The 13,350-nt window shown below is 58.5% G+C and carries 13 protein-coding genes; 4 read left to right on the forward strand and 9 right to left on the reverse strand.

Annotated features, from left to right (window positions below; genetic code table 11):
• Positions 1-201: 201 nt before the first annotated feature.
• The 6 genes from msrQ to F8N21_RS17415 all read right to left on the reverse strand — a co-directional run bounded on the left by msrQ (position 202) and on the right by F8N21_RS17415 (position 6,178).
• Entirely contained in the window at positions 202-822 is a 621-nt protein-coding gene (msrQ, locus tag F8N21_RS17390) for a protein-methionine-sulfoxide reductase heme-binding subunit MsrQ (RefSeq protein WP_150643294.1), read from the reverse strand.
• Positions 822-1,835 (reverse strand): protein-methionine-sulfoxide reductase catalytic subunit MsrP, encoded by a 1,014-nt coding sequence (gene msrP / locus F8N21_RS17395; protein ID WP_150643295.1) that lies wholly within the window; start codon positions 1,833-1,835, stop codon positions 822-824. Before msrP ends, msrQ begins: the two co-directional genes overlap by 1 nt.
• Positions 1,836-1,893: 58 nt before the next feature.
• Entirely contained in the window at positions 1,894-2,748 is an 855-nt protein-coding gene (pssA, locus tag F8N21_RS17400; RefSeq protein ID WP_150643296.1) for a CDP-diacylglycerol--serine O-phosphatidyltransferase, read from the reverse strand.
• A 145-nt stretch (positions 2,749-2,893) separates the two neighbouring features.
• Positions 2,894-3,910: a ketol-acid reductoisomerase gene (ilvC, locus tag F8N21_RS17405; RefSeq protein WP_150643297.1), complete on the reverse strand. Its 1,017-nt coding sequence runs from the start codon at positions 3,908-3,910 to the stop codon at positions 2,894-2,896.
• 49 nt (positions 3,911-3,959) lie between these two features.
• Positions 3,960-4,451 (reverse strand): acetolactate synthase small subunit, encoded by a 492-nt coding sequence (gene ilvN, locus F8N21_RS17410; protein WP_150643298.1) that lies wholly within the window; start codon positions 4,449-4,451, stop codon positions 3,960-3,962.
• Between the two features lie 2 nt (positions 4,452-4,453).
• Positions 4,454-6,178, reverse strand: a complete 1,725-nt coding sequence (locus F8N21_RS17415; RefSeq protein WP_150643299.1) for an acetolactate synthase 3 large subunit — start codon at positions 6,176-6,178, stop codon at positions 4,454-4,456.
• A 400-nt stretch (positions 6,179-6,578) separates the two neighbouring features.
• Between F8N21_RS17415 and F8N21_RS17420 the strand changes: the two genes are divergently transcribed.
• Positions 6,579-6,998 (forward strand): DUF4124 domain-containing protein, encoded by a 420-nt coding sequence (locus F8N21_RS17420; protein WP_150643300.1) that lies wholly within the window; start codon positions 6,579-6,581, stop codon positions 6,996-6,998.
• A gap of 109 nt (positions 6,999-7,107) precedes the next feature.
• Here F8N21_RS17420 and F8N21_RS17425 read toward each other — a convergent pair whose 3' ends face one another.
• Genes F8N21_RS17425 through mrcB form a run of 3 tightly spaced genes read right to left on the reverse strand, consistent with a single transcriptional unit; the run spans position 7,108 to position 10,515 of the window.
• Positions 7,108-7,443 carry a YqcC family protein gene (locus tag F8N21_RS17425; RefSeq protein WP_150643301.1) on the reverse strand — a complete coding sequence of 112 codons (336 nt, stop codon included), beginning with the start codon at positions 7,441-7,443 and terminating at the stop codon, positions 7,108-7,110.
• Positions 7,443-8,174: a tetratricopeptide repeat protein gene (locus F8N21_RS17430; RefSeq protein ID WP_150643302.1), complete on the reverse strand. Its 732-nt coding sequence runs from the start codon at positions 8,172-8,174 to the stop codon at positions 7,443-7,445. The genes F8N21_RS17425 and F8N21_RS17430 overlap by 1 nt, the downstream gene beginning before the upstream one ends.
• A 16-nt stretch (positions 8,175-8,190) precedes the next feature.
• Positions 8,191-10,515: a penicillin-binding protein 1B gene (gene mrcB / locus F8N21_RS17435; RefSeq protein ID WP_150643303.1), complete on the reverse strand. Its 2,325-nt coding sequence runs from the start codon at positions 10,513-10,515 to the stop codon at positions 8,191-8,193.
• 116 nt (positions 10,516-10,631) lie between these two features.
• Here mrcB and F8N21_RS17440 point away from each other — a divergent pair, with 116 nt between their 5' ends.
• From F8N21_RS17440 to F8N21_RS17450, 3 genes are all read left to right on the forward strand, one after another.
• Positions 10,632-12,188 (forward strand): AAA family ATPase, encoded by a 1,557-nt coding sequence (locus F8N21_RS17440; protein ID WP_150643304.1) that lies wholly within the window; start codon positions 10,632-10,634, stop codon positions 12,186-12,188.
• Between the two features lie 91 nt (positions 12,189-12,279).
• Positions 12,280-12,624, forward strand: a complete 345-nt coding sequence (locus F8N21_RS17445; protein ID WP_150643305.1) for a pentapeptide repeat-containing protein — start codon at positions 12,280-12,282, stop codon at positions 12,622-12,624.
• Between the two features lie 248 nt (positions 12,625-12,872).
• Positions 12,873-13,154, forward strand: a complete 282-nt coding sequence (locus F8N21_RS17450; protein ID WP_150643306.1) for a TfoX/Sxy family protein — start codon at positions 12,873-12,875, stop codon at positions 13,152-13,154.
• Positions 13,155-13,350 lie beyond the last annotated feature (196 nt).

Below are 13,350 nucleotides of genomic sequence, written 5' to 3' on the forward strand. Positions count from 1 at the left end.
TACACCGCTTTCGACCGAGTGGATCGAATCATTAATAGGGCCAAACAACACGACCTTATCAACTCCTTCTGGGCCTCGATGAACTGAAGCAACTCGCTGCCGAAAACTGCGTAACTCTTTGTTTACCAAGGAGTTTTCCGTTTCGACTGCGCCGGAAGTGGGGCGAATTATAGACTTCCAGGATCTGCCGTCAAGGACTAATTACACCTTTGTTGCAGAAGATGTCTTTTTAGCTGTTAACCGGGGGATTCGGCCCATGACAGGCGGGATACGCAACACTAATAGCAGCGCGCCTATAGAAGCATAGATCGCCCACTCCTTCAGATCCGCCCGAACGATCCAAAGCATATGCAACAGACCAAGACCCAGAATCACATAAGCCAGGCGATGCAACTTCTTCCAGCCAGCACCGAGGCGTCGCTGACTGTAACGATTGGACGTGACCGACAATGCCAGCAAACCCAGGAACCCAAGACTGCCGACTATGATGTAAGGCCGCTTGCGCAACTCGACCCCCAGCTGCGACCAATCAAGCCCCAGGATAAACACCAGGTAGGCCGCCAGATGCATGACCACATAAGCAAAGCACCACAGACCCAACTGTCGGCGCACGACAATCCACCCTGCCCAACCGGTAAGCCTTTGTAGAGGCGTCATGCTCAGAGTGATCAACAACAGGGTCAGCGTACCCAATCCCAGGAGATCAACCAGCACCTTCCCCGGATCCGGCCCCAGGGTGAAGACCCAGGCTTGATACAACCAGAGCAGCGGCCACACCGCCGCCACTATAAAGACGCCAATGCGCCACAACGGATAGCGCATCAATAGTTCTTCCGCAGATCCAGGCCGCTATATAAGGAAGCCACCTCATCGGAGTAGCCGTTGAACATCTGCGTCTCACGCACATTGGGACTGAACAGCCCGCTCGGCAGGCGCCGCTCGCGGGCCTGAGTCCAGCGTGGGTGATCTACCTCAGGATTGACGTTGGCGTAGAAGCCATACTCATCCGCCGCAATGCTCTGCCAGGTGGTTTTCGGCTGCTCGCTGACCAGGCTGATGCGCACGATGGATTTGACGCTCTTGAAGCCGTATTTCCACGGTACCACCAGACGCAACGGCGCACCGTTCTGATTAGGCAGCTCGCGGCCGTACATACCCACGGCGAGAATTGCCAAAGGGTTCATCGCCTCATCCAGACGCAACCCTTCTACATAAGGCCAGTCAATCAGGGCAAAACCGGAACGCTGACCCGGCATGCTCTGGGGATCGAGAAGGGTTTCGAATCGGATGAATCTGGCCCTGGAGGTCGGCTCGACCTGCTTGAGCAACGCCGAGACGGGAAAGCCGATCCAGGGGATCACCATCGACCAGGCCTCGACGCAGCGCAGACGGTAGATCCGCTCCTCCAGCTGATAAGGCTTCATGAAGTCTTCGAGGGCATAACGCCCGGGCTTGCCGACCTCACCATCTACCACCACGCTCCACGGCTCGGTTTTCAGGGTACCGGCGTTTTGTGCCGGGTCACCTTTATCCGTGCCGAACTCATAGAAGTTGTTGTAGTGGGTCGCGTCCTTGAATGGGGTGATCGCCTCATCCTTGACCGTGACAGCCTGCCATCGGGTTGTCGGCAGTTTCTCGGTGAACCAGGCCGGCGCCTTGCCCGGTTCGACATCGGCATAACGTGCGGCAGTATCGGCATTTGCCCAGCGCGGCAGACCGCTGACCGCCAGCGCAGTCATCGCGCCGCCCAGCACACTGCGACGAGAATAGTAGAGGGATTGCGGGGTGACATCCGACTCCAGGCAGTCGGACGACTTGGGCAACTTGATTAACATGACAACTCCGCAGCATTGGAGGACAGATGCACCCATAGACTGCGGAGTATGAGGGAAATCAGGCGTTCTTGTGCCGACGAAGTCGTAACAGATATTGCACCGGACCGGAGGCTGCATAGGCGAGGAAAACCAGCAGCAGAATGCGCGGTGGATCACTGAATACGACGGCAAACACCAGGACCACGGCGAGGATCGCCACGAAAGGCACACGCCCCTTCAGGTCAAGCTCCTTGAAGCTGTTGTACTTGATGTTGCTGACCATCAGCATGCCGGCAGCAGCCACCATCAGCGCCACCAGGAAGGACATCTTGGAACCCTGGATGCCGTAGTCGCTGAACGCCCAGACAATCCCGGCCACTACACCTGCCGCGGCCGGACTGGCCAGACCGATGAAATAACGCTTGTCTGCGGTCCCCACCTGAGTATTGAAACGCGCCAGACGCAACGCCGCGCCCGCCACATAGATGAAAGCCACCATCCAGCCTACTTTGCCCATATCCCCCAAGGCCCAGCCAAATGCCAGTAACGCGGGTGCGACCCCAAAGGCGACCATATCGGACAACGAGTCATATTCAGCGCCGAAGGCGCTCTGGGTGTTGGTCATCCGGGCAACGCGACCATCCAGCCCGTCAAGCACCATGGCGACAAAGATCGCGATCGCAGCAAAAGCAAAATACTTGCTCGCGCTGACCGCGTCACCGGCACTCAAGGCACTTTGAGCGCTCATGGAGCTGATGATGGAGTAGAACCCTGCGAACAGGTTCGCGGTGGTAAACAGATTCGGCAGAAGATAGATACCACGATGCCGGACTTTACGGCCTTCAGCGTCATGTCCTTCTTCGACATGCTCATCGATCGGTAGCAGGCTTTCGGCGTCAGAGGCCTTGTTTGGCTCTTCGGGACGTTCGCTCATGGACATTACCTTGCAACGGTGTGGAGAGTTTCGACAGGGGTCTGCGACGAGGGTTCGCGCGGAAACGATCCAGCTTTATACCAGAACCTGTCTGCCCAAACGAAAAAACGCGGCCTAAGCCGCGTTTTCTCTTCAAGGCCGGAACTTAGTTCTTGGCTTTGTCGACGATTTTGTTGGCACCGATCCACGGCATCATCGAGCGCAGTTGCTCGCCGATGATTTCGATACCGTGAGCGGCGTTGTTACGACGCTTGGCGGTCATCGATGGGTAGCCGGTAGCACCTTCGCTGATGAACATCTTGGCGTACTCACCGTCCTGAATGCGTTTCAGGGCGTTGCGCATGGCCTGACGGGATTCGGCGTTGATCACTTCCGGGCCCGTCACGTACTCGCCGTATTCAGCGTTGTTGGAGATCGAGTAGTTCATGTTGGCGATACCGCCTTCGTACATGAGGTCAACGATCAGTTTCAGTTCGTGCAGGCATTCGAAGTAGGCCATTTCTGGCGCGTAGCCAGCTTCAACCAGGGTTTCGAAACCGGCTTTGACCAGTTCAACGGTACCGCCGCACAGAACGGCTTGTTCGCCGAACAGGTCGGTTTCGGTCTCGTCCTTGAAGGTGGTTTCGATGATGCCGGTACGACCGCCACCAACGCCGGCAGCGTAGGACAGCGCAACGTTTTTGGCGTTGCCGGAAGCATCCTGGTAGATAGCGATCAGGTCAGGGATACCGCCGCCTTTGACGAACTCGGAACGCACGGTGTGACCTGGAGCTTTCGGCGCGATCATGATCACGTCGAGGTCAGCGCGCGGCACTACCTGGTTGTAGTGGATCGCGAAGCCATGGGAGAAGGCCAGGGTTGCGCCCTTCTTGATGTTCGGCTCGATTTCGTCTTTGTACAGCGCGGACTGGAACTCGTCCGGGGTCAGGATCATGACCAGGTCGGCAGCGGCAACAGCGCTGGCAACGTCGGTCACTTTCAGGCCGTGAGCTTCGGCCTTGGCAACGGTTGCCGAGCCTTTGCGCAGGCCGACAGTGACGTCAACGCCGGAATCTTTCAGGTTGCAAGCTTGTGCGTGACCTTGGGAGCCATAACCGATGATGGCTACTTTCTTGCCCTGGATGATCGACAGGTCGCAGTCTTTTTCGTAATAAACTTTCATGAAATTTCCCCTATATATCCAGGCCGTTCAGGCCATTCGCTAATTTGGTTTAGATGCTCAGCACTTTGTCGCCACGGGCAATCCCGGTGACGCCACTGCGTACGGTTTCCAGTATCGCGGCCGTGCCGATAGACTGAATGAAGCTGTCGAGTTTGTCGCTGGTACCGGTCAGTTGAACGGTATATACGCTGGCGCTGACATCGACGATCTGCCCACGATAAATATCGGTAGTGCGCTTGATCTCGGCGCGCTGGGCGCCGGTGGCCTTGACCTTGACCAGCATCAGTTCGCGCTCGATATGAGCACTTTCCGACAGGTCGACCAGCTTGACCACTTCGATCAGCTTGTTCAGGTTCTTGGTGATCTGTTCGATCACTTCATCGTGCCCCACGGTGGTCAGCGTCAGACGCGACAGGGTCGGGTCTTCGGTCGGCGCCACGGTCAGGCTTTCGATGTTGTAGTTACGCTGCGAAAACAGGCCAACAACGCGAGACAAGGCGCCCGGTTCGTTTTCCAGAAGCAAGGAGATAATGTGCCGCATGATTAAGTACGCTCCGTCTTGCTCAGCCACATATCGCGCATCGAGCCGTCTTTGATCTGCATCGGGTAGACGTGCTCGCTGGTGTCGACCGAAATATCGAGCACCACCAGGCGATCCTTCAGGGCAAACGCCTCCTCCATCTTCGACTTCAAGTCTTTCGAGTCGGTGATGCGCACGCCGACGTGACCATAGGCCTCTGCCAGCTTGACGAAGTCAGGCAGCGACTCCATGTAGGAGTGCGAGTGACGGCTGCCGTAACTCATGTCTTGCCACTGGCGAACCATACCCAGAACACCGTTGTTCAGGATGACGATTTTTACCGGCAAACCATATTGCAGACAGGTGGACAGTTCCTGAATGTTCATCTGGATACTGCCCTCGCCCGTCACGCAGACGACGTCGGCATCCGGGAAGCTCAACTTGATGCCCATGGCCGCCGGGAAACCGAAGCCCATCGTGCCCAGGCCACCGGAGTTGATCCAGCGGTTAGGCTTGTCGAACCGGTAGTACTGCGCCGCGAACATCTGGTGCTGACCCACGTCGGACGTGATGTAGGCATCGCCCTTGGTCACTTCGCTGAGGGTTTCGATCACGGTCTGCGGCTTGATGATGCTGCCGTCGCCCTTATCGTAAGGGAACAGGCCACGATCACCGCGCCACTCCTCGACCTGCTTCCACCAGCTGGCAACGGACTCCTTGTTCGGGGTCTCGCCGATTTCCTTGAGGGTCGCGACCATTTCGGTCAGGACACTCTCGACCGGACCCACGATAGGCACATCTGCCTTGATGGTCTTGGAGATCGAAGCGGGGTCGATGTCGATGTGAATGATCTTGGCATTCGGACAGAACTTGGCCGGGCCGTTGATCACCCGATCATCGAAACGCGCACCGACCGCCAGGATCACGTCGGCATGGTGCATGGCGAGGTTGGCGGTGTAGCTCCCGTGCATGCCGAGCATGCCGATGAACTGCCGATCAGTGCCAGGGTATGCACCCAGGCCCATCAACGTATTGGTCACTGGCAGGTTGAGCATTTGCGCCAATTCGGTCAGCGGTGCGGAACCGCCGCCCAGAATCACCCCACCGCCCGCATAAAGCACCGGACGCTTGGCCGCCAGCAGCATTTCTGCGGCTTTGCGGATTTGCCCGGAGTGCCCGCGAACGGCCGGGCTGTAGGAACGCAGCTTGGCTTTTTTCGGGAAGATGTATTCGAACTTCTCGGCCGGGTTGGTCATGTCTTTCGGGATATCGACCACGACCGGACCAGGACGACCGGATTGCGCCAGGTAGAACGCTTTCTTCATGACTTCCGGGATTTCCGACGCATGCTTGATCATGAAGCTGTGTTTCACGATCGGCCGGGAGATACCGATCATGTCGGTTTCCTGGAATGCATCGGTGCCCACCATGGTGCTAGGCACCTGGCCGGAAATGATCACCATCGGAATGGAGTCCATGTAGGCCGTGGCAATACCGGTGATGGCGTTGGTCGCGCCCGGGCCGGAGGTCACCAGTACCACACCGGCTTTACCGGTGGCACGAGCGTAGCCGTCAGCCATATGGGTCGCGGCCTGTTCGTGACGAACCAGGATGTGGGTCACTTCCGGTTCTTTGAACAGCGCATCGTAAACATGAAGAAGAGCACCACCCGGGTACCCGTAGATATATTTGACGCCTTCGTCACGCAAAAAGCGGACGAGCATCTCACCGCCAGATAAAAGCTCCACGTTGTTCACCTCTAAAACGCCAGAATACCGTCCACTGAAAAGGGAACGGGTCTTAATAGGTTTACTGCTTGGCAGAGCATGAGCGACGGTGGTCGCCGACTACGTCAGCACTGACTGAGCAAGTATTGGGAGCTCCCCAAGTGTTGCGGGGGTTTCCCACCCAGCGCGAGGTAACGCGTTGCGGGTGTAACAGGTCGGCGCGGATGTGCACCTCATGATCTACTGAGCGGGTCTGCTTCTGGCAGTCCCTCTACAGCGGACTTTGGATTCTTCTGTTTCGCCCCCTCCAAGTCAAGTCGTCAAATGCTTTATTCGAACTAAGCGCATGAGAAAGCAAGAAAAAACCTCTAAACAGCATCTGTGTTAGCTTCAATTGCGCAACCCATGACAAGGAAATGGCATGCGAACGTTTTTCTTCACTGCGAGCCTGCTGATTGGCCTGAGCCCTTTGTGCATGGCCGCTCAGATCTACAAATGGGTCGACGCTCAAGGCGTTACCCACTTTGATGCACAACCGCCCCAAGGCCAGGAAGCCACCACAGTGACGCCTTCCCCGCCCCCCGGCAAACCGACCGCAGCGCCGCGCAGCAGCGCCATCGGCGATCAACAAGCCATCGACAACAAAGTGAAAAAGCAGGTTGCCGAGCAGGAAGCCCGGTTAAAGGCGTTCTGTGAGCAGGCCCGAACCAATCTGGCTCAACTGCAGAACAATCCACGACTACGGGAGGAGGTCGACGGTGGGATGCGCCGCCTGACCGACGAACAACGTCAGGATCGCCTCACCGAGGCACAGAAACAGATTGCGGATAACTGCCAGTAGGTACCTGTAGGAGCCGAGCTTGCTCGCGATGACGGCCTGACATTCAAAAGATATGTTGAACGTTACACCGCTATCGCGAGCAAGCTCGGCTCCTACCAGGGTTCGGGGGTCAGCGGGAGGCGGTGATCAGCAGATCGAATTCCTTGAGCAGGATCTGCAACTGCCGATCCTTGCCCTGGACATTTCGGGCCGCGAAGACCATTTCGGCCATCTCCTGAATACCCGAAACGTTGGGCAGCGGTAGATCGTTTTGCAGAATCGCTTTCATCCGCGGCAGAAAGATCCATTGCAGCCATTGCTCGAAGTCCAGGGTATCGATCGAGAAGGGTTCGACGCTGTTTAGAGCTTCTGCCGATGGCGAGACTTCGTCCCACCAACCCTGCACCCGCAGTTCACGCTCGATCAACAGCAGCTGCTCGGCGATCTTCGGAAAGCGTGCATCCATCAGAGACTTACCTTGGCCTTCTGCCGGGCCAGAGCGGCACCCGCCGAATCACCCTGCTTCTCCCGCGCCTGAGCGATCAAGCCCCACAGGCTTGCCTGAAGGGCCGGGCGACCGTTGGCGAAGCTCAACCCGCGACGAGCGAACTGCTCGGCTTGCGCTGCATCGCCCTGGGCCATGCGCACCTGCGCCAAACGGTAGAGCACTTGGGGTTCGCGCGGGGCGACACGCTGGGCACGCTCCAGGCTGGAGGAAGCGCCGTTCAGGTCGCCGCTCGCCTGTTGTTGCTGCGCAGTGGTCAGCAAGGCCAGTACCGGACCGTCCAGTTGTTCGTCGGCCGACAGACCGCCGGAGCTCGCGGAAGGAATCCCGCTCGGTGTCGACGGCATGTTGTAGGTGCCCTGATTGATCGGCGCCGACTGAACCGGCGCAGTATTCATCGGCCCGGAAGTGATCGGCCCAGGGGTAATGGGTGCAGTGCTGATCGGTGCCGAAGCGGCTGCAGCGCCACCCGGAATCATCACCGTCACGCCTTCGCCTTGCGGGATGGCTTGAGTCTGGGCTTGTGTCGGACGCTGTACGGTCGTCTGACGGGAGCCACCATTGGCCTGGATCCGCTCACTGTTGGAAACGGCACTGCCGGAGTCCACCACCGGGATCGAACCGCGCTGCACGCTGGCGCAACCATTGAGCAAAGCCAGAGCTGTAATAGCTGGTATCCACCACTTGTTCACTTCAAAACCTCTTCGCTTAATTCATCCAGCCTTTGACCCAATCCATCACCGCATCGGCGGGTGCAGGGCTTTCGCCTGCACACGCGGCACCGGGAGGTGGTTCGCTGCCGCGAATATACGGCATCTGCACCGCGCCTGGACAACTCGCTTCAGAACCCTGGCCGGTACGGGAATCAACCCAGGCCTGCACCACATTATCCGGCTGCGGCATATCCAGTGGCAACGGATCTGCCTTGCGCATAAAGCTGGTCCAGACCTGCAGGGCGCCCGAGGCACCGGTGAACGGCGTCTTGCCATTGTCGTCGCGACCCATCCAGACCACTGCCAGCAGATCCTGGCTGAAACCGGCGAACCAACTGTCCCGCGAATCGTTACTGGTGCCGGTCTTGCCCGCCAGTGCCAGGGTTTTCGGCAGGGAGTTGTAGACCGAACTACCGGTGCCTTCACGCATCACCCGTTGCATCGCGCTCTGGATCAGGAAGATCGAACCCGGATCGAAACGCTGCTGGATCTGGAAGGGATAACGCTTGAGCGGTTCGCCTTCGGCGGTCAGCACGCTACGAATCCCGCGCATCGGCGTATTGAATCCACCGTTGGCCAGCGTCTGGTACATGGTCGCCACTTCCATCGGGCTCAAGCCGCCAGCTCCCAGCAACATCGACGGGAAGGCCGGGAATTCACGGTCAACGCCCAGCCGCGCGAGTGTCTTGAGGACATTCGGCACACCGACTGCCAGGCCAAGCCGGGCGGTCGACAGGTTGTAGGAGTGCGCCAACCCTTGATACAGGAACACGGTGCCGTGGGAGCGACGATCATAGTTTTGCGGTTTCCAGACCTGCCCATCGGCACCTTTCACCGAAAAAGACTCATCGGAGAGCCAGCTGGTCAAGGTGTACTGGCTCGGTTTCTCAAGCGCAGTCAGGTAAACCGCCGGCTTGATCAGGGAGCCGATCGGACGTACTGCATCCAGCGCCCGGTTGAAACCGGCAAAACCAGCCTGACGACTGCCAATCATGGCCTGGACTTCTCCGGTTTCCGGATTGGTCACCACCATCGCGGCTTCGACTTCATCCGAGCCCTTGCGCCCGGCCAGACGCTTGAAGGTATCGTTGACCGAGGCCTCGGCCTTCATCTGCAGGATCGGATCGAAACTGGTGAAAATCCGCAGCCCCTCTTCGGTCAAGTCTTCGTCGCGGTAATCTTCGCGCAGCTGGCGTTTGACCAGGTCAATGAAACCCGGGTACGAAGTGTCGGCCAGACTGCCGCGCTTGGTCACGCCCAGTGGCATTTTCTTGGCCGCCGCCACCTGCTCGGCGGTCGCGACACCCTGCTCTTGCAACACATCGAGCACCAGGTTACGCCGCTCGAGCGCGCGCTCCGGGTTACGCCGCGGGTTGTAGGAAGACGGCCCCTTGACCATGCCCACCAACAACGCCACCTGATGCAGCTTGAGTTCGGACAGCGGCTGGCTGAAGAAGAACTGGCTGGCCAAGCCGAAACCGTGCACCGCACGCTGACCGTCCTGACCGACGAAAACTTCGTTGAGGTAGGCCTCGAGGATCTCAGGCTTGTCGTAATGCAGTTCGAGCAGCAAGGCCATCATCGCCTCGGTCAACTTGCGGCTCAGGCTGCGTTCGTTGGTCAGGTAGAAGTTCTTGACCAACTGCTGGGTCAAGGTACTGCCGCCCTGGCGCATGTGTCCCGACGAGGTGTTGATCCATACGGCCCGGGCAATCGACTTGGGCGAAACGCCAAAGTGATGATAGAAATCCCGGTCTTCCACCGCGACCAGCGTCTCGAGCAAGTACGGCGGCACCTGATCGATCTTGATCAGGATGCGATCCTCGAGGTTTTTCGGGTAAAGACCGCCGATCAACAGCGGTTCGAGCCGCACCACCGCAACTTTCGAACCGTTGGCCCCCGAGAGCCCGGCCACGTAATCACCGGAGAAACGCACGCGCACCGGCTGAGCCTGCTCCATCCCTTCATAGAACTGGAAGCCGCGGGTGTTCAAGTCGACCGTATTGCCACTGACCGCGGCTGCACCAGGACCATTGGCGACACTTTCGCGCCGGTAACCGAGCGCATCGAGCTCGATAAGGAAATCTTCCTTGCTGAGCTTTTGTCCGACGAACAGCTCCAGCGGTCGGGCATAAACCTTGGCCGGAATGGTCCAGCGCTTGCCGGAGAACTTCTCCTGGACCACTGCGTCGAGATAAACCGCAAAGCCTGCGAGCACCACCAGGGCGACCAGACTGAGCTTCAGAGCCCAGCCTAACCACGGGCGCAGGCCGGCAGACGGGGGTTTGGAACGGGAACGGGGGGATCGGGTACGAGTCATGGCGGCGGATTATACGCACTTTATTCATACTCAACAGACGCTCTGCGAGGTTTGCACGACAGCCGCATGCGGCCATAATGACGCCCTTGAAATTTCCCGACTCTAAAGGATCGCCTGTGAGCCAGTCCCTGATCGCCGCCCTGCAAAACCCGGCCCTCTACCCCCATCCCGTAGACGGTTTCCAGGTCATCGAGACGCATATCTCCTGGGTGCTGCTGACTGGCCCCTACGCCTATAAAGTGAAGAAACCGGTCAATTTCGGCTTCCTCGACTTCACTGGCCTGGAGGCTCGCGAACACTTCTGCGGCGAAGAACTGCGCCTGAACCAACGCCTGACCCATGATCTGTATCTGGAAGTATTGCCGATCACCGGCAGCGCCGATGCACCGCAATTGGCTGGCAGTGGTCCGGTCATCGACTACGCGCTGAAAATGCGCCAGTTCCCGCAAAGCCAGCTGCTCAGCACCTTGCAAGCCAATGGCGAACTGACCACCGCGCACATCGACCAGATGGCCAGGCAGATCGCCCGTTTCCACCTCAGTGCGCCAGTGGTCCCGGCAGCCCACGAAGCCGGCACCCCGGACAGCGTCATGGCGCCGGTACGGCAGAACTTCGAACAAATCCGCCCGTTCCTCAGCGACAAGGCCGACCTGCTGCAACTCGAGGCTCTGCAAGCCTGGGCTGAAAGCAGCTTCGAGCGTCTCAAACCACTGTTTGCCCAGCGCAAGGCCGAGGGGTTTATCCGCGAGTGTCACGGTGACATCCACTTGGGCAATGCCACGGTGATCGACGGTGAAGTGGTGATCTTCGACTGCATCGAGTTCAACGAACCCTTCCGTTTCACTGACGTTTACGCCGATACCGGGTTCCTCGCGATGGACCTGGAAGATCGCGGCCTTAAAAGCCTGGCCCGACGCTTCATCAGTCAGTACCTGGAGCTGACCGGCGATTACCGCGGGCTTGAGCTGCTGAACTTCTACAAAGCCTATCGCGCGCTGGTTCGCGCCAAGGTCAGCCTGTTCAGCATGCCCGCCGATGCCGATCCGGTACTGCGTGCGACCACCCTGCGCCAGTACCGCAACTACGCGAATCTGGCAGAAAGCTACAGCACCATCCCATCGCGCTTTCTGGCGATCACCCACGGTGTTTCGGCCGTCGGCAAGAGTTATGTGGCCACGCGCCTGGTGGAGGCACTGGGTGCGATCCGCCTGCGCTCCGATGTCGAACGCAAACGCCTGTTCGGTGAGCAGCAGGTGCCGAATGATCCGCAAGTCGGGATCTACAGCGCCGAGTCGAGCGTTGCCACCTACGCCCACCTGCATGAGATTGCCGCTGTCATTCTGCGCGCCGGTTTCCCGGTGGTGATCGACGCCACCTACCTCAAGCGCGAACAGCGCGATGGCGCCGCGAAAATCGCCGAAGCCACCGGCGCGCCGTTCCTGATCCTCGACTGCAACGCACCGCAAGCGGTGATCGAGAGCTGGCTGGCGCGACGCCAGGCGGACAAGAACGATCCGTCCGACGCGACCATAGCGGTTATCGAAGCTCAGCAAGCCACTCGTGAGGCGCTGACGCCAGCAGAAATCCTCTGCAGCAAACGCGTCCAGACCAATGAAAGCGGCACCCTTGATACCGTAGTTGCACAAATTCGCCAGCGCATGCCCGGCCTGTAAGCAACTATTGAGGTCGTGGAGCCTTCAACGGTTTCGCGGCCTCAGGATAGTGGCACTATACTGGCGTCATAAATCCAACAGGTGACGTCCCATGAGCCAGCCAAGATTTCTGGACACCCCGCTTTTCGCGCTGCTGCACAAAGATGACGTTGTCGGCTTCAATAAGGAAAGGCCAATAGACGCGCCTGTCGATATGCGCGGCGGTGATTTCCGCAGCCTCGATCTGCGTGAACTGAATGCCGAAGGCATCGACTTCACGGATGCCTACTTCCGCTCGGCTGACCTGCGCGGCCTGGACTTGCGTAATACCTGCATGGAAGGCGCCAGCCTGGCACATGCGCAGATTTCGGGAGCGTACTTCCCGCCAGAACTGACGGCAGATGAAATTCTGATGTCGGTCAATTTCGGTACACGCTTGCGCTACCGTACAAAGTAGCAGCCTCGCGGGCCCTGAACCCCGGCGCCGCCACTGCGCGCCGGGCTGGGCGTCGTGTGCCTTGCAGTCTTCCAGCCCGCTTGCTGACTATCCTCCTCCTACCGCGCTTACAGCGCTTTCCAGAGCTCTCTGGGCTCACGGCTTAGAAGCTTTTTCGACGAAACCGACCAAACAATCACGCTTTTCCTACTGACCGCTACACTCCTTGAAACTCGCCCACGCTTGTTCGGCCGTCGCAAGGAGGCTTGATGAATGATGAACTGCAACACCTGAAAAACCTTGGCAAGACGTCGGCGCAATGGCTGCATGCCGTGGGCATCCATAGCGCCTCGGACTTGCGGCGCCTGGGGGCGGTGGATGCGTATCGCGCGGTGCGAACCAGAGGTTTTCGCGCATCGAAAGTGTTGTTATATGCCATTGAAGGGGCGCTGATGGACGTGCATTGGAACGACATACCGGCAGAGCGCAAAGATGCCTTGAACAAACAATTGGAAGCCATATCGTCACGCCATAAAACTGAGCGAATGTGATTGTCATGCATCGATTCGGGCCCGGAACCCCTGCTTACCGGGCGAGATCCGAAAGAATATCCAGCTCGATTCAGCAAAATAAGCAATCAGCTGTTGACTTAGAAATGAGAATCGTTATGATTAGCACATCTGATCGCGAGATCAGTCGATAACCTGGAAGACCAGTGGTTCGGACTCTCAGATTATCTCCTCATCA

This window comes from Pseudomonas fluorescens (genome assembly GCF_902497895.1).
In the GTDB taxonomy this organism is placed as follows: Bacteria; Pseudomonadota; Gammaproteobacteria; order Pseudomonadales; family Pseudomonadaceae; genus Aquipseudomonas; species Aquipseudomonas fluorescens_BP.